Here is a 21,010-nt window from a genome sequence, read left to right on the forward strand (position 1 = left end):
TACACTCTAGAGAATTGGCCGCGGCGGCAGTTCGGCTTGCCCCGCCGCCCGCATCGATTGCGGCAGCACGTAAGGCACGCCGTCGTCGGTCTGGTGGACGACGGCGTCGATCTCGAAGATGTCGCGGATGGTCTCGCGTGTGACGACCTCAGTGCGCGGGCCGTCGGCGGCGAGACGGCCGCCGTTCAGCACGACGAGCCGGTCCGCAAAGCGGATCGCAAGATTGAGGTCGTGCAGGATCGCGATCACAGCGGTGCCACCGGCCGCGCGGCGGCGGGCGGCTTCGACCAGGTCGATCTGGTGGCGCAGATCGAGGCTCGAGGTCGGCTCGTCCAGCAGCAGCAGTCCCGGTCCGTGCTCGGCCTCGCCGCAGGCGAGCTGCACCAGCACGCGGGCGAAATGAGTACGCTGCTGTTCGCCGCCGGATAGCGTCGGCAATTGCCGTTCGCGAAAATGCGCAAGGCCAACCTCGTCCAGCGCGGCGTCGACAAGCGGGCCTGCATCGCGAAGGCTGCGATCGCCCGCGCCCATCAGCACGATTTCCTCGACGGTGAAGGGAAAGCTGACATTGATGTGCTGGGACAGCATCGCGCGGCGCGCGGCGAGTTCGCGCGGCGTGAAGCTGCGGATGTCGCGCTGCTTCAGCCGCACCTCTCCCTCGCTCGGGCGGAGATCGCCGGACAGCAGCCGCAGCAGCGTCGATTTGCCGGCGCCGTTCGGGCCGATGATGGCGACCATCTCGCCGGCTGTGACAGCAAGGCCGACGCCATCGAGCAACGTCGCGCGGCCGGCGCGTTTGCTTAAAGCCCGCGCTTCGATCACGGCGCTCATAGCGAGCCGAGCCCGCGCTGCCGCAGCAGGATCCCCAGGAAGAACGGCGCGCCGACCGCGGCGGTCAAGATCCCGATCGGCATCTCCGCCGGCGCCACGATGGTGCGCGCCAGTGTGTCGGCGCCAACCATCAGGATGGCGCCGAGCAGCACCGAGGCCGGCAGCAGCAGGCGATGCGTCGGTCCGATGACGAGGCGCAACAGATGCGGCACGACGATGCCGGCGAAGCCGATGACGCCGCTGATCGACACCGCGACCCCGGTCATCGCAGAGACCATGACGATCGAGATCCGCTTCAGGCGTTCGACGTCGACGCCGCCGTGAAAGGCGTCGGCTTCACCGAGTACCAGCAGATCGAGGCCGCGCGCGATAAAGGCGCAGGCCGCAAGCCCGAGTACGAGAACCGGCGCGAGTAACGCCGCTTTGCTCCAGGTCGAACCGCTCATCGAGCCGAGCAGCCAAAACGTAATGTCGCGGAGCTGGCGGTCGTCGGCGATGAACACGAGCAGGCCGATGCCGGCATTGGCGATGGCGGTGATGGCGACACCGGCGAGCAGGAAGATCGCGATCGAGGTTCGCCCGGCACGGCTGGAGATGCCGTAGAGAATCGCGGTCGCCGTCAGCGATCCGGCGAAAGCCGCGAGCGGCAACAGCTCGGTCTGGAGGAAGTGCAGCGTCTGGCCGAAGCGCGAATCGGTGAAGACGATCGCGCTTGCGGCCGCGAGCGCGCCGCCGCTGGAGATGCCGACGAGTGCGGGGTCGGCAAGGGAATTGCGAAACAGCCCCTGCATGATCGCGCCGGCGGCTGCCAGCAGGCCGCCGACCATCGCGGTCGCCGCGATCCGCGGAATGCGGATCGACCACAACACGAGCTGGTCGCGGGCCGTCACTGCATTCGCGGCGCCGTCCGAGACAAGCCCCAACGCGGCGGGCAATCGTGAGAGCGGAATGCCGGCTGCGCCGACGGTGAGCGCAATGATCGCGGTCGCTGCGAGCGCCGCAAGGAGCACCGGAATTGCGATCGATGCGGAGCGCCGCCCTGCGCCGGCGCGTCGCCGCGCGTCCGTCCCGATCGCCACGCTCATTGCCGGCAATTCGCCGCCGACAAGGCCGACGTGAATGCGCCGCCGCCCCCGTCGGCCAATGCCGGATAGAGCTTAACGGACAGATCTCGCGCTGCTGCGGCCGTGCGCGGTCCAAAGCCGAGCAGGTAAAGCCCGTCCATGGTGATAAAGCCCTTGTTGGCTGCGACGGGCGTCAGCGCAAAGCCGGGATGGGTGTAGATCGCGTCGGCCTGGAGCGTGTCCTTGCTTCGCTCGATCGACAGAACGACGTCGGGTTTGGCCGCCACGATCGCCTCGTCGCCGATGTTCTTGTAGCCATCGTAGTCGTCGACGGCGTTGGTGGCGCCTGCGAGTTGGATGATCTCGTCGGCGGCGGTCTTGTGACCGGCGACCATCGCTCGCCCGTTCACAAGCGACATCACGAACATCACGCGCACCGGCTTCGTCACCTTGGCGCGCAGTGCGCGGAGCTGCGCGAGATCGGTGCCGACTGCGGTCGCCAGGCATTCGGCGCGCGCATCGACGCCCATGGCGTGGCCGACCAGCCTGATCTTTTCGATCAGGCCTTCCTCGGAGAATGTCTCGGGCACCAGCACCAGCGGCACCTTCGCCGTCTCCAGGATGTCCATGGTTTCGCGCGGGCCCGACCCCTGGATCGCCAGGATCAGCGTGGGGTTGAGGCCGAGCACGCCCTCGGCCGAAATCTGGCGCATGTAGCCGACATTGGGTTTGTCGTGCAGCGCTGCCGCCGGATAGAGGCTCGTGGTGTCGACGCCGACCAGGCGGCTCTCGAGCCCGAGCGCATAGAGGATCTCGGTGATGGCGCCGCCGATCGAGACCGTGCGCGCGATATCGCCCACGGCAACGTCGCGGTTGCGGGCGTCATGCACGGTGATGCCGGCGGCGTGCGCAGTGGACGCGAATGCGATCGTGCCGGTGAGCAGGAGTTGGGTGAGGGTGCGACAAAATGTCATTGCAGGTTACTTCGTCAGGAGCAGCTTGTTCTGCGAGGTCAGGCGGAGGCGATAGGTTTCCTCGCCATGCGCGATGATGATCTCGCGCTCGGCAGCGAAGAGTTCGCGGCTGTCGATCCGGCTCCCGCGCATGGTCAAGGTTCTCGTTGTTGCAGAAGGGCTTTCTGCCGGCCCCGCCACGCCGCCGAATTTGTCTTCGGACGCTGCTGACATTGTTGGTGTGATGCGCTTTCGAAATTGCAGATGCTGCCTGCTTGTATAGGTGGCAACAGGCGCATTCCAACGGCGGCAATTTACAATCGATATAAACTGCAACCTAACGTCATTGACCGTCGAACTGTTGCCACGTAACCAATTATGTCAGCGGGGGAACTTGCCCGCGTCTTGAAAAAATCAGCCAGCCAGTCGTTCGCGTTGCGAACGCACGCCAGCCAACAGACTCCAAAACWAAAGTGAAGTGCAGGCTGGGGTGATATGGCTGACGGGGCTAGGTATTCGCGCGCCCTGATTTTGGGCGCGTCGGTGGTTTCAATCGCGGCATTGGCGACGGAGAGCGGTCTTGCGCAGACCGCATCGCCGCAAGCCGAGCACGCGTCGCCGGAACGGCCGAAACAGGCCAAGCGCAAGCCGGCCAAGCCGCAAGTCGCGCAGCAGGCGACACCCGAGGCGATGAACGCCCGCGCCCAGGCCGGCGGCACCGCACCCGTACAGACGCTCGACACCATCACGGTCGCCGCAACCAAAACCCCGGAGCGCGCGATCGATGCGCTTGCGCCCGTCAGCACCGTGACGCTCGACCAGATCCAGGGTCTCCAGCCGAACCGGCTGTCTGATATCTTCTACGCCGTGCCCGGCGTGTCGTTCCAGGAGCGCGGCGACGATCCTGCGACCGTCATCAACATTCGCGGCTTGCAGGATTTCGGCCGCGTCGCGGTAGTCGTCGACGGTGCGCGGCAGAACTATCAGCGTACCGGTCACAACGCCAACGGCTCCTTCTTCCTCGATCCCGAGCTGATCGGCGGCGTCGACATCGTGCGCGGTCCGACCGCCAATATCTATGGCTCCGGCGCGATCGGCGGCGTCGTCTCGTTCCGGACCAAGGACATCAACGACGTGTTGCGGCCCGGCGAGCGCTGGGGCGTTGATCTCTCCGGCTCCTATGGCTCCAACACCAATCGCGGCCTCGGCTCGGTATTCGGCGGCGTGCGCGCCACCCCCGACGTCGATATCTTTGGCGGCGCGGTCTACCGCACGCAAGGCAATTACAAGGACGGAAACGGCACCGAGATTGGCAACACCGGCAACCAGGTCGAGGCCGGGCTGATGAAGCTCACGGTGCGCCCCGCGATCGGTCACGAGGTCAAGTTCGGCGCGGTCTTCCAGGACTATCAGTACGATATCGGCCAGTTCAATCGCGGTCCGACGACGAGCCAGGCGTTGATTGCGCTGAATCGCGGTTCGTCGGTCTACGCATCCGATGCCAAGAACTACACCGGCACCATCACCTGGAACTACTCGCTGCCGAGCGACAATTTGTTCGACTGGCACATGTCGGTCTACGGTAACCGCACCGACAACGATCAGACCAAGACTTATCACTACGGCACGACCACCTCGGTTTTTTGCAACGGCGGCTTCGGAAACAACGTTTCGGGCTGCGTCGGCGACAAGCGCGGCTATGTACTGGATACGGTCGGCTTCGATGCCAACAACACCACGCGCTTCAATGTCGGCGACTGGCGCAACGCGGTCACCTGGGGCGTCGATGCGTTCCAGGACGATGTGAAGACCACCGACAGTCGCGGCAACTCCAACATCACTACGCCAAGCGGCATCCGTACGGTGTCAGGCGGCTTCCTCCAGTTGAAGCAGAACTACAGCACATGGTTCGAGGCGGTGAGTGCGATCCGCTACGACCGCTACGACCTGGACTCTGGCAATACGCACGCCGGTGGCGATCGCTTCTCGCCGAAGATCACCCTCGGCGTTACTCCGGTGGCGGGCTTCCAGCCCTATGTCAGCTATGCCGAGGGTTATCGTGCGCCGTCGATCACGGAGACGGTGATCTCCGGCGCGCATGCGACCGGCGGCGGACCGGTTTTCTTCCCCTGTCCTGATGGGACCAGCGGCCTGTTCTGCTTCCTGCCCAACCCGAACCTTCGTCCCGAAGTCGGCAAGAACAAGGAAGTCGGCTTCAACTTGAAGTATGACAACATCTTCTCAGCGTCCGACTCGTTCCGCGGCAAGATCAACCTCTTCCGCAACGACGTCAGCGACTACATCGACCTCGTCGCCTCGCCGCTGGTGGCGACGCCGTTCGGCCCGGCGAGCCAGTACTACCAGTACCAGAACATCGCCAATGCCCGGATCGAGGGCTTTGAGGCGGAGACCATGTACGATGCCGGCGGCTGGTTCGTCGGTGTCGCCGGTCACTACATCAAGGGCAAGAACGTGGCGACCAATATCGGGCTCGCGACCATCACCCCCACCAAGGTCGTCACGACCGGTGGTGTCCGCCTGCTCGACCGCACCCTGATCCTGTCGGCACAGTGGGCATCCTTCGGCCCCAACAACGACGTGCCTGTCGGCTACGTCCCGTCGACCGGTTACGATCTGGTCAATCTTTACCTGACCTACAACGCGACCAAGGACATCGTGTTTTCGGCCTCGATCGACAACCTCTTGAACCAGTACTACCGGCCTTACGCCATTCCCGGCAGCTCAACCGACGGCACCACGCAGAACGACGTGCTCTGGTCGAGCCCGGGACCGGGCAGGGTCTACAAGGCCGGCCTGAAGATCCACTTTGGAGGTGCGTGAGCCCAGGCATCGCAACACCATTAATCTCCGCCGGGCCGCGTTGATGCTCCAGCGCGGCTTCGGCGCGTTTTCGTCTTGATCAGAAGGAGAGACTTTATGTTCATCGCTATGAATCGCTTCCAGGTGAAGAAGGGCGCGGAGACCGCGTTCGAGACCGTCTGGGCCACCCGCGAATCCTATCTCGGCACCATGCCGGGCTTCGTCGAGTTTCATCTGCTCAAGGGCCCCGAGGCCGAGGACCACACGCTGTACTCGTCGCACACCACCTGGGTCGACAAGGCGGCGTTCGAGGCCTGGACGCGCTCGGAGGAATTCCGCCGCGCCCACGCTCGCGCCGACAACAGGACCGGCGAGAGCCTCTATCTCGGCCATCCCAAGTTCGAGGGCTTTGAGGTGATCCAGAGCGAGCGCAAGGCCGCAGCCGCCTGAGGTGGCGAGCACGAGAGGAGCCGGACATGCCGAGTACCGATCTCGCCGATCTCAGGGCGCATATGGCCGACAATCCCGGCGCGGTGATCGAGGACGTTGCGCGCGAGCGCAAGGTCTCGCCACGCGCGGTGATCGAGGCGCTGCCGCCGTCCATGGTCCGCATCGGCGCCGGCGAGCATTTCGCCGCCGCGATGCAGGACATCGCAGAGTGGGGCGAGGTGACGCTGATCGTGCACACCGATGATGCGATCTTCGAGTTCACAGGCAGCATCCCCGCGGGCGAGATCGGCCGCGGTTACTTCAACCTGACGCAGCCGAAGGGACTGCACGGCCATCTCCGGCACGAGCGCTGTGCGGCCGTGGCTTTCGTCGAGCGTCCGTTCATGGGCAAGACCTCGGCCTTCGTCGCCTTCGTCAATGCCGACGGCGGCATCATGTTCAAGGTCTTCGTCGGTCGCGACGAGGCCCGCGCGTTGCGCGCCGACCAGCTTGTGCGGTTCCGTCAGCTCGCGGACCGGATCGCGGCGTAGTTTCTTCTGTCTGTCGGGAGATCAGGATGCAAAGCAATTCCAGGCTTCGGCACGTGATCGTAACAATCGCGCTGGCGCTCGCGCCGGCCCCGGCCTTCGCGATCGACGAGGCGCTGTTGCCGCGCAATCTGTCGCCCTGGGGCATGTTCGTCAGCGCGGACATCGTCGTGAAAGCGGTGATGATCGGGCTCGCCGTCGCCTCGCTGGTGACGTGGACGGTGTGGCTCGCCAAGACCATCGAGCTGCGCCGCAAGAGCGCGCTCGCTGTGATGCGCACGCGCGCGCTTGAAGGCAACATGAAGCTCGCCGAGGCGGCAGAGCGGGCCGGCGATGCGCATGATGCGGTCGCCCAGCTCATCCAGTCCTGCGCCAGGGAGGCGGAGCTCTCCGGCGGCGTCCTCGACGACGGTCTCCAGGAGCGCGTGGCGCTGCGGCTGGAGCGGGTCGAGGCGGCGATGTCGCGGCAGATCGCGCGCGGCACCGGCGTGCTCGCGACCATCGGCGCCACCGCGCCGTTCGTCGGCCTGTTCGGCACGGTCTGGGGCATCATGAATTCCTTCATCGGCATCTCCGAGAGCCACACCACGAGCCTCGCGGTGGTCGCGCCGGGCATCGCGGAGGCGCTGCTCGCCACCGCGCTCGGCCTCGTCGCCGCGATCCCGGCGGTGGTGATCTACAATCACCTCGTCCGCGGCATCACCAACTACCGCGCGCTGCTCGGCGACGCCTCGGCGCAGCTCATGCTGCTGGTGAGCCGCCAGCGTGACCATCGCGATTTCCGCCTGGCGCGGGCGGCGGAGTAGGCCATGGCCGCGAAGCTCGGCGGACGCTCGCTATCGGGGCTCAGGTCGCGCGGCGACCCCGGCGATCTCGACGTCACGCACGAGATCAACGTCACGCCGTTCATCGACGTGATGCTGGTGCTCCTGATCATCTTCATGGTGGCGGCCCCGCTCGCCACCGTCGATATCGGCGTCGAGCTGCCGGCGACTGCCGCCGAGCCGGCGCCGCGGCCGGACAAGCCGGTCTTCGTCACCGTGAAGCCGGACCTCTCGATCGCCGTGGGCGAGGACGTCGTCGCCCGCGACGCGCTTGCCACATCGCTCGACGCCGCCACCAAGGGCCGCAAGGACGAGCGCATCTATCTGCGCGCCGACAAGGCGGTCTCCTACGGCGATCTGATGGAGGTGATGAACACCTTGCGCAATGCCGGTTATCTCAAGGTCGCGCTGGTCGGCCTCGACGGACGTAGCTGATGGCCGCGAACGCCTTTGCCCTGCACGAACCGCTTGGCGAGCGCGAGGGCATACGCTGGGGCGTGTCGGCGGCGATGATCGTGGCGTTGCATATTGCCGCCGCGCTGCTTGCGATGAGCTGGCTCAGGTCACAGCCGGAACAGGGCGTCAGCCTGCCCGCGATCATGGTGGACATGTCACCCGTGACCTCGGCGCCGCAACCGACCCAGGACAACGTCGCGCCGGGACCGCTGATGCAGGAGGCCGACGCCTCGCCGCCGGAGCCCGTGCAGCAGCAAGTCGTCGAGGACACCATCGCGCCGACGCCGCCGCAGGAGAAGCCGGAGGTCGTCGCGCCGCCGGAGCAGAGGCCGGAGCCGGCACCGGCCAGGCCCGAGGCTGCGAAGATCGTGCCGGTCGAAAAGCCCTTGCCTGCGAAGCCGAAACTGGTTCGCCGTGAGGCCAAGAAGCCGTCGGAAGCGACGCCCGCGCCGCGCACCAGCGCGCCGTCGCGCGCCGAGCGCGAGGCGCCGATGGCTTCCGCCATGAGCGCAGGTGCGGTGGCTTCAGTGATCGCGTCCTATAATCAGCGCGTCCGCGCGCATTTGATGCGCTTCCACCAATATCCGTCCGGTGGCGGCGGTCAGCGCGGCGTCGCGCGGCTGAGCTTTACGCTGAGCCGGAGCGGGCAGGTGACGTCCAGCCGTCTCGGCGGCTCGTCGGGCGTCGCCGCCTTCGATGCCCAGGCCATGTCCATGATCCGCCAGGCGCAGCCGTTTCCGCCGATCCCGCCCGAGATCACCAACGGCGCGATGAGCTTCACGATTCCGGTGGAGTTTACGGTGAGGTAGGGGGCTCTTCACCTCGCCCCGCTTGCGGGGAGAGGTCGGATCGCATCGCAAGATGCGATCCGGGTGAGGGGGACTCTCCGCGAGTCCAACTGTCACCGTTTTCGTGGATAGAGCCCCTCACCCCAACCCTCTCCCCGTAAGAACGGGGAGAGGGAGAGGAGAGAGCGTCAGCCTACTTCGCCTTCAGGAAGTCCGCGACCTCGAGCAGCATGAACTCGTCGTCGTCGGCCTTGTTGGGATCGCGGCTGGACGAGAACGGCAGATTGTTGTCGTTGCCGACGATGATGTGGGTGTCGTCGACCCGGTCGACGTTCTCGATGGTGAAGAACGGGAAGGTGTAGACGCCGTCATTGAGCGGTTTCCGCGCCTTCTTGTCGGGGTCGCGGATCTTCATGAGGTCGATATAGCCGATCTTGCGCACGGGCTTGCCGACATTGGCGTCGGTCAGCTCGATCTTGTAGACGCGCTTGAACTTGGCGATGTCGGGGAAGCAATTGTCGCCGCGGGTGCCCTGCGGACAGGCCTTGTCGGCGGTGCCTTCGCCGTTGTCGCGTTCGATGATGAGGCCGCTGCTCGGATCGATCATGTTGAAGTCGCCGATGGCGTTGCCGTTCTGCTCGAACACATACTGCCAGTAGCGGCCGGTGAACTTTTCCGCGGCGACGTCGAATTCGAGGATGCGGGAGGCCTCCTTGCCGTCGACCTTCTCCCAGTCCTTCTTGTCGGCATCCCACAGCGGACCCTCGAGCAGTCCGTAGAGGAATTTGCCGTCCTTCGACGAGGCAAAGCCCTCAAAGCCCTTGGAGCGGCGCAGGTTGACGTTGGTGTAGGTCGCGCCCGGCGCGCCCGGGGTCGCCACCGCCCAGTTGTCGGGCGAGCGCACCGGCTTGCCGTCGGCGACCGTCTCGAACACGCCGAGGATCTTGCCTGATTTGTCGGCCTTCAGGATGTAGGGGCCGAACTCGTCGCCGATCCAGAAGGTGTCGCCGATGATCTGGAAACCTTCGGTGTCGAAATCGGAGCCGGTGAGGTAACGCTTCTGCGTGTCTTCATGGACGATGCGGAACGGCACCTTCTTGTCCGGATCGTGCAGGAAGACGGTCTCCTGGCGCTCGATCTTGCCGCTCGCCCAATCCATCTTGTAGCGGTTGAGATACAGCATCGAGTCCGGCGAGTTGGCGCGCGCGCCCATGCCGTTGTCGGTGATGACCCAGAAGGTGCCGTCGGGCATCGTCTTGATGCCGGAATGGCCCTGGAGCGGCTGGCCCTTGAACGGCAGCGAGACGCCGGTCGAACGCTCAAAGGACTTGCCCATCACGGTGCCGAGCGCGTCGACGCGCTTGCCGGTGGTGTATTTGCCGGAGGTCTTGAGATCGGCGGGCGCATCCGCCGGGGCGTCGATGAACGACTCGGCCGGCATCACCACGTGGCCTGCGAGCTTGGCCGGGAATTCGCCCTCGTTCTCGGCGAGCGCCGTGCTCGCGGTGAGAATGATCGTTGCGACGGAGGCAAGAAAGGTCGCGCGCATGTGCGTCTCCTGTTAGCGGAAGCACGCCTTATGCGGATCGCACATTGCAGTTTTGTGAACCCGGGCCAAAGGCCGCAGGCAAAGCCCCGGCGCGATGCCCGGGGCTTTGTTCACCCGTCGCTGCGCGTTATCCGCCGTAACACGGTTTGCCGGCCATCTGCATTGCGCGGCTGCATCGGGGCAGATTTTTCGCCTGTGGCGGCTTGCTGCTCTTTTTGGTCGCGGTCGAGCTTCCGGTCTGAGCCTGCACGCTGGATGCGGCAGGGACGAGCAATAGAACAGCGGCGACGATCAAGGCCAATGTCTTCATGTCAAATGCTCCAGAAAATAAAAAACAACAATGCTCTGGAGCCTACGCAGCAGACCGTCAGGTGTAAAGACGTCCGAAAACGCGATTTGGGGGCGCTTCGCGCGCGCCGATCGGTCACCTCACATGCTTGAATTCCTCCCACTCTTACCGCGCCGGTGCGGGCGCCGGGTTTGGATGCTGCGGAATCTCGAAGCTGACCATCTTGCTATCGATCACGCGGTGCGTGGGATCGGCCAACTCGAATAGCACCTTGTGCGGGCCTGGATTCAGTCCGACCACGATTACGGTCTCGCCACTGGCATCGACAAAATGCCACGGCGCGTCGTCGACCGTGACATGAACGTGGCCGATACGCGGCGATACGTCGAGCGCGCCCTTGCCGAATACCGGCACGATACGCAGGTTTTCCGTTGCGTACTGGATGAAGACGAGGCCCCGCGCCAATTGGTCGGCAAGCGGCGGATCGACGATCAGCCGGGCGGGCGCCTCGTTCTCGATCGCGACCAGCGGGGAGGGGCCACGCACGTCCCTGGCGGTTTGGGCGACGGCAGCCGCTGCAAACAATGTGGAGACCGCCAGAACGGCCATGCAGTCGAGGGTGGCATACATGTCCGTTCCTTCCGAAATGATCAGGCGATCTTGCGGGCGAGGAAGTCGCGGATCAGGGGAACCATTTCGTCGAACTTGTCCTCAAGCGCGAAATGGCCGGTGTTGATGAGGTGAAATTCCACCTGCGGCAGGTCGCGCTTGTAGGGATGGGCGCCGTCGGCGGGGAAGATGAAATCGTTCTTGCCCCAGACGATCAGTGTCGGGGGCTTGTGCTTGCGGAAGTAGGCCTGCACTGCGGGATACAGCGGCAGATTGGTCCGATAGTCGTAGAACAGGTCCATCTGGATTTCGCTGTTGCCGGGACGGTCGAGCAGCGCCTGATCTTGGAGCCAGTTGTCAGGCGAAATACGGCTCACGTCGGACATGCCATCGGTGTACTGGAATTTCGTCGTCTCCAGCGTGACCAGCTTCATCAACGCCTGCCGGCTCGTCTCGGACCCGTCGGCCCAGTATTGCTTGATCGGATTCCAGAATTCCTTCAGCCCTTCGTCATAGGCATTGCCGTTCTGCACGATCAGGCCGCTGATCCGCTCGGGATGCTTGAGCGCCAGGCGCCAGCCCACGGGAGCGCCGTAGTCCATCACATACATCGCATAGCGGGTGACGCCGAGCTGACCGAGCAGGCCGTCGACGAGCTCACCGAAGCGGTCGAACGTGTACTTGAACGTCGCGCGCGGCGGCATGTCGCTCTGGCCGTAGCCGGGATAGTCGGGAGCGATCACGTGGTAGCGGTCGGCCAGGGCCGGGATCAGGTTGCGAAACATGTGCGAGGAGGTCGGGAAGCCGTGCAGCAGCACCACCACCGGTGCGTCCTTCGGACCCGCTTCGCGATAGAATATCTTGATCCCATCGACGGTCTTGGTTCGATGGTAGACGACCGGATAGCTGGTGCCCTGCGCGTCCCGTTGCGGCTTGGCTGATGCACTCGACGGAGCAGCGGCTACAGTCATTCCGGATAGTCCGAGAACGACGCGGCGACGGTCGATGCGGGTTGTCGGGGGCGCGATGTCTGCGATGCTCATGTCGATTTTCCTGTCAAAACAGATGGTTCACGAACGTCAGCCGTTCGCTTTTCAAACACCCTGGTAGACCAGTCTGGTGAAGAAGCCGGGATCGATCACGAACTGCCCCCATTTCGCGTCGAAGGCCGCCGTCGGTTTGGCGGCGACGCTTTCGTCCCGCGTTCGTCCTTGTGCCTTCAGCCGGGCGACGTTGTCGCGGATCGCGACAAGCATGTCGCGGAAGGCCTGAAGCTCGTTTTTGTTGCTGACCGGCTGGCCATGACCGGGAATGATGATCGTATCCGCGTCGGTCGCGGCGAGATTGGCGTCCGATGCCGCGATCATCCCGTCAATGCTGCCGCCGGTCGAATAGTCGATGAATGGGTAGATGCCGTTCCAGAAGGTGTCGCCGACATGAACGACGTTGGCTTCTGCGAAGGTAACGGAGATGTCGCTGTCGGTGTGCGCGGGCCCGTAGTACTTCAGGCCGATCGAGGCTCCGTTGAGCCGGAGCTCGTGGCTGCCGGAGAATGTCTCGCTGGGAATTCCGCCGGGGCCGAGCGGAAGGAAGTTGTAGTCCCAGTCCTCGACGCGCTGAACGCCGAGGAGGTGCTTTCGGGTGTTTTCCTGCGCGATGATCCTGGCGCCGGCGGAATTGAGCCATTCGTTGCCGTCGGCGTGATCGAAATGCCAGTGAGTATTGACGAGATGGGTGACAGGGGCGTTGCCGAGATCGGACAGCGCCCTGGTGAGTTGGGTACGCGAGACGCGGATGCCCGCGTCGATCAGCAGCTTGCCGTCAGGCCCGGTGAGGACGGCAATGTTGCCGCCGGAGCCTTCCAGCACCGCAATGTTGCTTCGGAGCTTGTGCGTGACGATCGGGGATGTCGCAGCACTGTCCTTGATCAGGCTGACGAGGCCTCGCGCTTCGGCATAGGCCTGGCGCGGCGAAAGCCAGCCGTTGCTCGCCCCGATTGCCGTGCCGGCCAGGCAGCAGAGGCAAAAGTGACGGCGCGACAGCAAATCTCTCGTGTCCAATCCCATGGCGTCCTCGGTTGTCAGTCGGTCGACGGTATGCAAACCGGGCGGCGCGTCGATTGATCGTTTTTCAGGCAACCATCCAACCGTCGCATTCCCAAGGCCCCACCCAAGGCCCCAGATCGTTTCCGACGTAGCTGATTGCTGCGGAATGGAGCAGCCGGTATGGTCGAGAACCAACTTCTCAATATCTGGAAAGACAGGTCTGATGGACCGCTTGGAGGCGATGTCGGTGATCATCGCGGTCACCGAGACAGGAAGCTTTTCGGCTGCCTCGCGGCGTCTTAAGACGCCGGTCGCGACCGTCAGCCGCAAAGTCGCCGAGCTTGAGGCGCGACTGAAAGCCCAGTTGTTTCAGCGATCGTCACGTCAGGTGACACTGACCGATGCCGGGCGATCCTATATCGAGGCCTGTAAGCGCATCATCGAGCAGGTGGACGACGCCGAACGGGAGGTCTCCGGCGAGTACAGGGCGCCCAAGGGCGATCTCGCAGTCACTTCGCCGTGGGGACTGGGGCACATGCACCTCCTGCCGATTGCGCTCGAATTCATGGAGGCCTATCCCGAGATCGCGTTGCGGCTCGTCCTGACCGACCGCATCGTCAACACCGTCGAGGAGAACATCGATATTTCGATTCGGATCGGCAATCTCCCCGACAGCAACCTGATAGCGACCCGGGTCGGCTCGGTCCGGTTCGCGCTCTGTGCGAGCCCCACATATCTCGCCAAACACGGGCGGCCAAGTGCGCCCGCCGATCTTGCAGCTCACGACTGTATCAGCATCGACAGCGTCGCGGCTCAGCGTAACTGGAAGTTCGTCATAGGCGGCCGCGAAGTTGCGACCCCGATACGATCGCGGTTGACGGTGAGCGACTCCGAGGCGGCGGTCGAGGCCGCGGTTGCGGGTGCCGGCATCGCGCGGGTGATGTCCTACAAGATGGAGACCGCGCGGCGCGCGGGGAAACTCGTTCTCATGCTGGAAAAATTCGAGCAGGAACCGTGGCCGGTGCATATCGTCTATGCGGAGCGCAAGCCCGTGCCACTCAAGCTCCGCGCCTTTCTCAGCTGGGTCACGCCGCGCCTCAAGGCACGGCTGGCTTAGCTCTTGCTATTCCTTGACCGCGCCGGTGAGTGAGGACACGTAGTAATCCACGAACAGCGAGTAGAAGATCGCAACCGGCAGCGAGCCGAGCAGCGATCCCGCCATCAGCGCGCCCCATTGGTAGACGTCGCCGGTGACGAGCTCGGTCAGGATCGCGACCGGCACGGTCTTGTTGGCGCCGCTCTGGATGAAGGCGAGCGCGTAGATGAATTCGTTCCAGGACAGCGTGAAGGAGAAGATGCCGGCCGAGATCAGGCCGGGCACCGCCAGCGGCAGCGTGATCCGCCGCAGGATCTGGAGCCTTGTGGCGCCGTCGACCAGCGCGCATTCTTCCAGCTCGTACGGGATCGACTTGAAATAGCCGATCAGCAGCCAGGTGCAGAACGGCACCAGGAAGGTCGGATAGACCAGGATCAGCGCCATCGGGCTGTCGAACAGGCCGAACTGCACCACGACCGTGGCGAGCGGAATGAACAGGATCGACGGCGGCACCAAATAGGCGAGATAGATGCCGAGGCCCACATAGGGACTGCCGCGGAAGCGCAAGCGCTCGATGGCGTAGGCCGCGAGCGTGCTCGCGATCAGCGACAGCGTGGTCGAGCCGATCGCAACCAGCATCGTCGTCTTCAGCCAGCGCGGATAGGCGGTGTCGAACAGCAGATGCTTGATGTGGGCGAGCGTCGGCGAGGTGATCCAGAACGGGTTGTGTTCCCTAAAATTCATCAGCTCTGCGTTCGGCTTGAACGACGTGATCGCCATCCAGTAGAACGGAAACAGCAGGATCAGCACGAAGCAGCCGAGCGGCAGGTAGATCATCATCAGCCGCCGCAGCCCGGAATCCCAGGCCATGGTGTCCGGCGGTGTGGTGGCGACGGCGGCCGGTTGCGCGGCGGTATCAGTCATTGCTCTCTCCCTGCTGCCATTTGCGGCGCGCCAGGCCGAAATAGGAGAACAGCGTCGCGAACACCAGGAACGGGATCATCGACACCGCGATCGCGGCGCCTTCGCCGAGCTCGCCGCCGGCGATGCCGCGCTGGAACGCCAGCGTCGCCAGCAAATGGGTCGAGTTCACGGGGCCGCCACGGGTGATGGCGTAGACCAGCTGGAAGTCGGTGAAGGTGAAGATGATCGAGAACGTCATGACGATGGCGAGGATCGGCATCATCATCGGGAAGGTGATGTAGCGGAAGCGCTGCCAGGCGCTGGCGCCGTCGAGCATCGCGGCCTCGTAGAGCGACGGCGAGATGGTCTGAAGGCCCGCCAGCAGCGAGATCGCGACAAAGGGAATGCCGCGCCAGATATTGGCGACGATCAGCGAGAAGCGCGCCGGCCAGGGCGAGCCGAGAAAGTCGATATTGGTCGACCGCCAGTGCAGCACGTCGACCAGCAGGTAGGAGATGATCGAGAACTGCGGATCGTAGATCCACCAGAATGCCAGCGCCGAGAGCACCGTCGGCACGATCCAGGGCAGCAGCACGATGGCGCGGAGCAGGCTCTTGAACGGGAAATGGTTGTTGAGCAGCAGCGCGAGCCAGAAGCCGAGCGCGAATTTTCCGAAGGTCGCGACGCCGGTGTAGAACACGCTGTAGAACACCGCGTTCCACCACAGGGGGTCGGTGAGCAGGTACTGGAAATTCTCCAGGCCGACGAAGACGCCGCGCCGGCCGATCGTGGTGTCGGTGAAGGCGAGCCAGATGCCGAGGCCGAGCGGATAGGTGAGGAAGACCGCGAGCAGCCCGAGCGCGGGCGCGAGGCACATCACGATCAGGAACGGCTTGTAGTCGAACAGCCGCACGATCCAGCCCGGTTGCCGGACCGCCAGGGCGGGAGAGGAGAGTGTGGTCACGGACATTGGGTCGCTTGTCCTGTTTTGAATGTCACCACACCGTCATTGCGAGCGAAGCGAAGCAATCCAGTCTGTTTCCGTTGTTACAGCCTGGATTGCTTCGTCGCTTTGCCCCTCGCAATGACGGCCGCGCCTTTCGGCGTCACTTGGCCGCCTGACGCCGGAAGTACCGCTTGCAGCGCTGCTCCGCTTCCGCGGCCGCCGCCTCCGGCGTCGCGGCGCCGGTCGCGACCGAGGCGAACATCTGCACCGTCACGTAGTCCGCGCGAACAGCCCCGGTGGCGGTCGAGATCGGACCCTTGTAGCCGGCGTAGTAGTTGCTGTTCATGGTGTTCTTGAAGATCGCCACCTTGGGATCGCCCTTCCACACCGCCGCATCGGCATAGGCGGCGAGCGGCTGCGACCAGTAGCCGCTGTTGGCGTTGAGCCACGGCTCGTACTGCTCCTTCTCCAGCATGAACTGCAGGAAGGCCTTCGCGGCATTGGGATAGGGGCTGTGCTTGAACACCATGGCGTTCAGCGTCAGTCCCGACATCGGCGAGATCGGTGCGAGACCCTTCGGCAGCAACTGGTGTTCGGAATCCTCGGCGATCGCGGCGGTCGCCGGATCGTTCTTCAGCGAGAAGTACAGCGAGACGCCGTTCGCCGTCAGCGCGATTTCCTGCGAGGAATAGGCGCGGTTGTTGCTGACGTCGTTCCAGGACGGTGTGCCGGCGATGAAGGTCGGATAGAGCTCCTTGACGTAGTTCAGCGCCGCGATGGTCTCCTTGCTGTTGATGGTGACATTGCCTTCTTCATCCAGCAGCGCGGCGTTGTGCGACCACATCATCCAGTCCGCAAAGCCGTTGCCGTCGCCGACGGCATTGCCGAGCGCAAAGCCGGCGGGCTTGCCGGCTTTTTGCAGCTTCTTGCAGAGATCCAGGAACCCGGCATGGTCGTCCGGCGCCTTGTCGAATCCGACGGATTTGAGGACCGACTTGCGGTAGATCAGGGGACCGGCGGTGGCGCCGAACGGGAGGCCGATCCAGGTATCGCTCTTGGCCTTTTTGCCGTAGGCCTTCGCGAGGTTCTGCCAGCCGCCGTACTTCTTGCCGAGATAGTCGGCGACGTCGGTGAGCTCGATCAGCTTGTCGACATAGATGTGCGGGGCGTCGGAGAAGCCGATGATGATGTCGGGGCCGGCGCCGGAGTTCGAGGTCACCGCGGTCTGCTGGTTGATGTCCTCCCAGCCGACGAAGTCGACCTTGATGTCGACCCCGGTCTCCTTGGTGAAACTTGCCGCGTTGGCGCGGAACACGTCCTCGTCGGCCTGGACGAAGCGCACCGGCCGCAACATGCGCAGGCTCGCGCCCTTCTCGATGGCGAGCTTGGGCGCCGCGACGTCGGCGGCCTTGATCTGCGATCCCGCAGTTTGCGCTGCAGCACCAGTGGCGGCGAATGCCGTAGCGGACAGGCCCAGCGCCAAGGCATCACGACGTGTGATGTCGTTCCTCATCAGTTCCTCCCTTGATGTCTCCCTTCCCGGCGTTGATCGCCGGTGAAGGGCCTTTGCGGTTTCCGGCGCGTTTTGCGCCGGCCGCCTAGCTGTTCGGCCCGCGGTCCATGCTGACGGGCTGCCAGCGGCGGAGCGCGGTGCTTTGCAGCACCGACGGGTTGACGCAGCTTACCGGCCACATGCCCTGCAGCACCAGTGACAATTCGTAGCCCACGCGGCGCTTGCGCGCTTCGTCGAACCGTGCCGAGGCGGAAGCGACATGGGCAGTCAGGGTGACGTTCTCCATGCCGAGCAGGGGATTGTTGTGCGACGGCGGCTCCTTTTCCAGCACGTCGAGCGCCGCATGCGCGATCCAGCCCTCCTGCAGCGCCTTGATCAGGCTCTCCTCGTCCACCGTGGCGCCGCGGCCGGTATTGATGAAGACCGAGCCCTTCTTCATCTGCCGAAAATGCTTCTCGGTCAGCATGTGGTGCACCTCCGGCCGGGCCGGCGCGTGCATCGAGACGAAGTCGGATTGCGACAGCACCTCGTTCAGCGTCGCCGGGATGACGCCGTGGTCGTACATCAGCGTTTCCTGGATGAAGGGATCGTAGGCCATCATGCGCAGGCCGAAGGGCGCCGCGCGCTTCGCGACCGCACGCGCGACACGGCCGAACGAGATGAAGCCGAGGGTCTGGCCCATCAGCCGCGGGATCTTCAACAGCGCGGGCCGCCCCTCCGCCCAGCGTCCGCTGCGCACCATGCGGTCCTGCTCGACCAGGCGGCGGAAGCCGGCGAGCAGCAGCATCATGGCGTGGTCGGCGACCTCCTCGATGAAGGTGTCGGGGATGTTGGTGACGGGAATGCCGCGTGCGGTCGCGGCCTTGACGTCGACGCTGTCGACGCCGACCGAGCCGAGCGTAATCACCTTGCAGCTCTCCAACGCGTCGATGATGGTCTTGGTGATCGGGATGCCCTTGGCGTAGATGGCGTCGGCGGTCTTCGCTGCCGCGATGAACTCGGCCTCGTTGGCGGGCGCCTCGACGATCTCGGCATCGATCGGATCGAGCGCCTCACGCTCGTAGGAATAGTCGCTGCCCGCGACCGTGAAGCTCGCGCCCTTCGGCGTCACCACCCTGTATTTCGGCATGTCCTGCTCCCGATTTGGTTTGTCGGTTCTTGTTGCGGCCCGCACCTGTGGGCGGGCCTTTGCGTCTTTTACGCGAAATCACCGAGGGTGCGTACAATTCCCGGTTGTCGGATGCGATGGATATTGTCGGTTTTCGCTCTCCGGTCAGGGCTTCTACGGGCCCGTCGTAACAGGTTGCTAATGGGTCCCACACTAAAAGTTGATTCAATTTCGATCGAGTCAGTCGCGCGCCCGTATCCCTTTATCTCCATCTCCGGAGCCATCCAGTGAAGTTGAGCAACCTGAAGATCGCCCCCAAGCTCGGCATTCTTGTCGGCGTCACCTTGTTCGGCCTGTGCGTGTCCGGCGTTCTTGCCGGCTACTTGATGAAGCAGGAGATGGTGAACGCGCGCATCGATCAGACCAAGGCGATCGTCGAATTGGCGCGCAACTACGCCGCCACCTTGATGAAGCGGGTCAGCGCCGGCGAGATGACCAAGGATGCCGCGTTCGCGGATCTCCGCCGCTACGGCAACGCGATGACGTATGACAAGAATTCCGGCTACCTGTTCGGCACCAGCTATGACGGCATCACGCAGCTTGCGCCGGATCCGAAGGTGATCGGCCAGAACCGCATGGACGTCGAGACCAATGGACGCAAGCTGTCCCGCGAGATCATGGACGGGGTCAAGGCCAATGGCGAAATCCTGCTGTTCTATGAATACATGAAGCCCGGCCAGGACAAGCCGATCCGCAAGCTCGGCTACGCCGTCGCCGTTCCCGGCTTCGACATGTATCTCGGCACCGGCGCCTATCTCGAGGACATCGACGCCAAGATGGGCCCGGTCTACTGGCTGCTCGGCCTCGCCATGCTCGGCATCGTCATTGTCGCCGGCAGCGTCGCCTGGATGATCGGCCGCAGCATCAGCCGTCCGCTGGCGCTGCTCGGCACCCGGATGAAGGATCTCGCCGACGGCAAGCTCGAGGGCGACATTCCCGGCGTCGGCCGCGGCGACGAGGTCGGCGCGATGGCTGCCACCGTCCAGATCTTCAAGGACAACGCGGTCCGGATCCGCGACCTCGAGCAGACCGAGGCCGTGGCCAAGGAGCGCGCCGCGGCGGAACGTCGCAGCGCGATGGAAGGCATCGCCAGCGACTTCGAACGCAGCGTCAACGGCATAGTCCGCTCGGTCTCCTCGGCCGCAGCCGGCATGCAGACCACGGCGCAGTCGATGACCGCGACCGCCAGCGATGCCTCCTCGCGGGCCGCGACCGTCGGCGCGGCGTCGCAGAAGGCGTCCGGCAATGTCGGCACGGTCGCCGCCGCCGCCGAGGAGCTGTCGAGCTCGGTTGCGGAAATCTCCCGCCAGGTGACGCGTTCGACCGAAGTGGCGAGCCGTGCGGTCAGCGATGCCGAGCGCACCAACGCCACGGTGCAGGAGCTGTCCACCGGCGCCGAGAAGATCGGCGAGGTGGTCAAGCTGATTCATTCGATCGCGGCGCAGACCAATCTGCTCGCGCTCAACGCCACCATCGAAGCGGCGCGCGCCGGCGAATCCGGCCGCGGCTTCGCGGTCGTGGCCTCAGAGGTCAAGGCGCTCGCCAACCAGACCGCAAAGGCGACCGAGGAAATCTCCGCCCAGGTCGCGGCGATGCAGACCTCGACCAGCGATGCGGTCGCGGCGATTGGCGGCATCACCCAGACCATTGCCGAGATGAGCGAGATCACGGCGGGCATTTCCGCGTCGATCGAGCAGCAGGGCGAGGCGACCCGCGAGATCGCGCGCAACATCCAGTCGGTCGCGGCCGGCTCGAGCGAGATCAATGCCAATATCGGCAGTGTCACCTCGGCTGCGCAAGCGACCGGCAGCGCGGCGAGCGACGTGCTCTCCAACGCCCGCGAGCTCGACACCCAGTCCGGCGCCCTGCGCAGCGCGGTCGATGGCTTCCTCGCCAAGGTGCGTGCGGCGTAAGCCTCGCTGTCATGCCCCGCGAAGGCGGGGCATCCAGCGGAATTCGTAGGGTGGGCAAAGGCGCGCGAGCGCCGTGCCCACCTCTTTCTTTTTGGGTTCGGTATGACTGGTGGTGGGCACGCTCCGCTTTGCCCACCCTACGACTGTCATGCCCCGCGACGGCGGGGCATCCAGTACGCTGCGGCCTCTCGGCTTGAGCACGGCCGCCTCTGGAATACTGGATCGTCCGCCCCAGTGCGCAATTGCGCACAAGGCGGACGATGACA

The 21,010-nt window shown here is 64.5% G+C and carries 21 protein-coding genes; 8 read left to right on the forward strand and 13 right to left on the reverse strand.

What is annotated here, in order from left to right; all coding sequences use genetic code 11:
- Positions 1-6: 6 nt before the first annotated feature.
- The 4 genes from ACXJMY_RS16105 to ACXJMY_RS16120 are packed head-to-tail and all read right to left on the reverse strand — an operon-like array spanning position 7 to position 3,082.
- Positions 7-831 (reverse strand): heme ABC transporter ATP-binding protein, encoded by an 825-nt coding sequence (locus ACXJMY_RS16105; protein ID WP_456620311.1) that lies wholly within the window; start codon positions 829-831, stop codon positions 7-9.
- Complete coding sequence (locus tag ACXJMY_RS16110; protein WP_456620312.1) at positions 828-1,916, reverse strand: FecCD family ABC transporter permease; 1,089 nt, start codon at positions 1,914-1,916, stop codon at positions 828-830. Before ACXJMY_RS16110 ends, ACXJMY_RS16105 begins: the two co-directional genes overlap by 4 nt.
- Positions 1,913-2,869, reverse strand: coding sequence for a heme/hemin ABC transporter substrate-binding protein (locus ACXJMY_RS16115; protein ID WP_456620313.1), 957 nt, complete (start codon positions 2,867-2,869; stop codon positions 1,913-1,915). Before ACXJMY_RS16115 ends, ACXJMY_RS16110 begins: the two co-directional genes overlap by 4 nt.
- Before the next feature lie 6 nt (positions 2,870-2,875).
- Positions 2,876-3,082, reverse strand: coding sequence for a hemin uptake protein HemP (locus ACXJMY_RS16120; RefSeq protein ID WP_456620363.1), 207 nt, complete (start codon positions 3,080-3,082; stop codon positions 2,876-2,878).
- A gap of 261 nt (positions 3,083-3,343) precedes the next feature.
- On the opposite strand from ACXJMY_RS16120, the gene ACXJMY_RS16125 reads away from it, so the two are divergent.
- The 6 genes from ACXJMY_RS16125 (at position 3,344) to ACXJMY_RS16150 (ending at position 8,734) form a co-directional block, all read left to right on the forward strand.
- Positions 3,344-5,689 (forward strand): TonB-dependent hemoglobin/transferrin/lactoferrin family receptor, encoded by a 2,346-nt coding sequence (locus ACXJMY_RS16125; protein ID WP_456620314.1) that lies wholly within the window; start codon positions 3,344-3,346, stop codon positions 5,687-5,689.
- A gap of 96 nt (positions 5,690-5,785) precedes the next feature.
- Positions 5,786-6,118 carry an antibiotic biosynthesis monooxygenase family protein gene (locus ACXJMY_RS16130; protein ID WP_456620315.1) on the forward strand — a complete coding sequence of 111 codons (333 nt, stop codon included), beginning with the start codon at positions 5,786-5,788 and terminating at the stop codon, positions 6,116-6,118.
- A gap of 26 nt (positions 6,119-6,144) precedes the next feature.
- A complete protein-coding gene (hutX, locus tag ACXJMY_RS16135) occupies positions 6,145-6,648 on the forward strand; it encodes a heme utilization cystosolic carrier protein HutX (protein WP_456620316.1) in 504 nt (167 codons plus the stop codon).
- A 26-nt stretch (positions 6,649-6,674) separates the two neighbouring features.
- On the forward strand, positions 6,675-7,451 hold the full coding sequence (exbB, locus tag ACXJMY_RS16140; RefSeq protein ID WP_456620317.1) for a tonB-system energizer ExbB: 777 nt from the start codon (positions 6,675-6,677) through the stop codon (positions 7,449-7,451).
- A gap of 3 nt (positions 7,452-7,454) precedes the next feature.
- Entirely contained in the window at positions 7,455-7,904 is a 450-nt protein-coding gene (exbD, locus tag ACXJMY_RS16145; RefSeq protein WP_456620318.1) for a TonB system transport protein ExbD, read from the forward strand.
- A complete protein-coding gene (locus ACXJMY_RS16150; protein ID WP_456620319.1) occupies positions 7,904-8,734 on the forward strand; it encodes a TonB family protein in 831 nt (276 codons plus the stop codon). Before exbD ends, ACXJMY_RS16150 begins: the two co-directional genes overlap by 1 nt.
- 172 nt (positions 8,735-8,906) lie before the next feature.
- Here the strand turns inward: ACXJMY_RS16150 and ACXJMY_RS16155 are convergent, their stop codons facing one another.
- The 5 genes from ACXJMY_RS16155 to ACXJMY_RS16175 form a co-directional block, all read right to left on the reverse strand.
- Complete coding sequence (locus tag ACXJMY_RS16155) at positions 8,907-10,262, reverse strand: esterase-like activity of phytase family protein (protein WP_456620320.1); 1,356 nt, start codon at positions 10,260-10,262, stop codon at positions 8,907-8,909.
- Positions 10,263-10,389: 127 nt separating this feature from the next.
- On the reverse strand, positions 10,390-10,572 hold the full coding sequence (locus tag ACXJMY_RS16160; protein ID WP_456620321.1) for a hypothetical protein: 183 nt from the start codon (positions 10,570-10,572) through the stop codon (positions 10,390-10,392).
- Positions 10,573-10,716: 144 nt separating this feature from the next.
- Positions 10,717-11,181 (reverse strand): DUF6130 family protein, encoded by a 465-nt coding sequence (locus ACXJMY_RS16165; protein WP_456620322.1) that lies wholly within the window; start codon positions 11,179-11,181, stop codon positions 10,717-10,719.
- 20 nt (positions 11,182-11,201) lie between these two features.
- Complete coding sequence (locus tag ACXJMY_RS16170) at positions 11,202-12,203, reverse strand: alpha/beta fold hydrolase (protein WP_456620323.1); 1,002 nt, start codon at positions 12,201-12,203, stop codon at positions 11,202-11,204.
- 51 nt (positions 12,204-12,254) lie between these two features.
- Positions 12,255-13,226, reverse strand: coding sequence for an MBL fold metallo-hydrolase (locus tag ACXJMY_RS16175; protein ID WP_456620364.1), 972 nt, complete (start codon positions 13,224-13,226; stop codon positions 12,255-12,257).
- Between the two features lie 202 nt (positions 13,227-13,428).
- Between ACXJMY_RS16175 and ACXJMY_RS16180 the strand changes: the two genes are divergently transcribed.
- Entirely contained in the window at positions 13,429-14,322 is an 894-nt protein-coding gene (locus ACXJMY_RS16180; protein ID WP_456620324.1) for a LysR family transcriptional regulator, read from the forward strand.
- A 6-nt stretch (positions 14,323-14,328) separates the two neighbouring features.
- On the opposite strand, the gene ACXJMY_RS16185 is transcribed toward ACXJMY_RS16180, so the two are convergent.
- From ACXJMY_RS16185 to ACXJMY_RS16200, 4 genes are all read right to left on the reverse strand, one after another.
- Positions 14,329-15,225, reverse strand: a complete 897-nt coding sequence (locus tag ACXJMY_RS16185) for a carbohydrate ABC transporter permease (RefSeq protein ID WP_456620325.1) — start codon at positions 15,223-15,225, stop codon at positions 14,329-14,331.
- Positions 15,218-16,174, reverse strand: coding sequence for a carbohydrate ABC transporter permease (locus ACXJMY_RS16190; RefSeq protein WP_456620326.1), 957 nt, complete (start codon positions 16,172-16,174; stop codon positions 15,218-15,220). Before ACXJMY_RS16190 ends, ACXJMY_RS16185 begins: the two co-directional genes overlap by 8 nt.
- Positions 16,175-16,310: 136 nt before the next feature.
- Entirely contained in the window at positions 16,311-17,663 is a 1,353-nt protein-coding gene (locus tag ACXJMY_RS16195; RefSeq protein WP_456620327.1) for an ABC transporter substrate-binding protein, read from the reverse strand.
- An 85-nt stretch (positions 17,664-17,748) separates the two neighbouring features.
- Positions 17,749-18,792 carry a C-terminal binding protein gene (locus ACXJMY_RS16200; RefSeq protein ID WP_456620328.1) on the reverse strand — a complete coding sequence of 348 codons (1,044 nt, stop codon included), beginning with the start codon at positions 18,790-18,792 and terminating at the stop codon, positions 17,749-17,751.
- A gap of 266 nt (positions 18,793-19,058) precedes the next feature.
- Here ACXJMY_RS16200 and ACXJMY_RS16205 point away from each other — a divergent pair, with 266 nt between their 5' ends.
- Positions 19,059-20,744: a methyl-accepting chemotaxis protein gene (locus tag ACXJMY_RS16205; RefSeq protein WP_456620329.1), complete on the forward strand. Its 1,686-nt coding sequence runs from the start codon at positions 19,059-19,061 to the stop codon at positions 20,742-20,744.
- The last annotated feature ends 266 nt before the right edge of the window (positions 20,745-21,010 follow it).

Source organism: Bradyrhizobium sp. P5_C12, from assembly GCF_054049735.1.

Coding starts and splice junctions, on each gene's coding strand:
- ACXJMY_RS16105 (WP_456620311.1), bottom strand. CDS start 831: ATGAGCGCCGTGATCGAAGCGCGGGCTTTAAGCAAACGCGCCGGCCGC.
- ACXJMY_RS16110 (WP_456620312.1), bottom strand. CDS start 1,916: ATGAGCGTGGCGATCGGGACGGACGCGCGGCGACGCGCCGGCGCAGGG.
- ACXJMY_RS16115 (WP_456620313.1), bottom strand. CDS start 2,869: ATGACATTTTGTCGCACCCTCACCCAACTCCTGCTCACCGGCACGATC.
- ACXJMY_RS16120 (WP_456620363.1), bottom strand. CDS start 3,082: ATGTCAGCAGCGTCCGAAGACAAATTCGGCGGCGTGGCGGGGCCGGCA.
- ACXJMY_RS16125 (WP_456620314.1), top strand. CDS start 3,344: ATGGCTGACGGGGCTAGGTATTCGCGCGCCCTGATTTTGGGCGCGTCG.
- ACXJMY_RS16130 (WP_456620315.1), top strand. CDS start 5,786: ATGTTCATCGCTATGAATCGCTTCCAGGTGAAGAAGGGCGCGGAGACC.
- hutX (WP_456620316.1), top strand. CDS start 6,145: ATGCCGAGTACCGATCTCGCCGATCTCAGGGCGCATATGGCCGACAAT.
- exbB (WP_456620317.1), top strand. CDS start 6,675: ATGCAAAGCAATTCCAGGCTTCGGCACGTGATCGTAACAATCGCGCTG.
- exbD (WP_456620318.1), top strand. CDS start 7,455: ATGGCCGCGAAGCTCGGCGGACGCTCGCTATCGGGGCTCAGGTCGCGC.
- ACXJMY_RS16150 (WP_456620319.1), top strand. CDS start 7,904: ATGGCCGCGAACGCCTTTGCCCTGCACGAACCGCTTGGCGAGCGCGAG.
- ACXJMY_RS16155 (WP_456620320.1), bottom strand. CDS start 10,262: ATGCGCGCGACCTTTCTTGCCTCCGTCGCAACGATCATTCTCACCGCG.
- ACXJMY_RS16160 (WP_456620321.1), bottom strand. CDS start 10,572: ATGAAGACATTGGCCTTGATCGTCGCCGCTGTTCTATTGCTCGTCCCT.
- ACXJMY_RS16165 (WP_456620322.1), bottom strand. CDS start 11,181: ATGTATGCCACCCTCGACTGCATGGCCGTTCTGGCGGTCTCCACATTG.
- ACXJMY_RS16170 (WP_456620323.1), bottom strand. CDS start 12,203: ATGAGCATCGCAGACATCGCGCCCCCGACAACCCGCATCGACCGTCGC.
- ACXJMY_RS16175 (WP_456620364.1), bottom strand. CDS start 13,226: ATGGGATTGGACACGAGAGATTTGCTGTCGCGCCGTCACTTTTGCCTC.
- ACXJMY_RS16180 (WP_456620324.1), top strand. CDS start 13,429: ATGGACCGCTTGGAGGCGATGTCGGTGATCATCGCGGTCACCGAGACA.
- ACXJMY_RS16185 (WP_456620325.1), bottom strand. CDS start 15,225: ATGACTGATACCGCCGCGCAACCGGCCGCCGTCGCCACCACACCGCCG.
- ACXJMY_RS16190 (WP_456620326.1), bottom strand. CDS start 16,174: ATGTCCGTGACCACACTCTCCTCTCCCGCCCTGGCGGTCCGGCAACCG.
- ACXJMY_RS16195 (WP_456620327.1), bottom strand. CDS start 17,663: ATGAGGAACGACATCACACGTCGTGATGCCTTGGCGCTGGGCCTGTCC.
- ACXJMY_RS16200 (WP_456620328.1), bottom strand. CDS start 18,792: ATGCCGAAATACAGGGTGGTGACGCCGAAGGGCGCGAGCTTCACGGTC.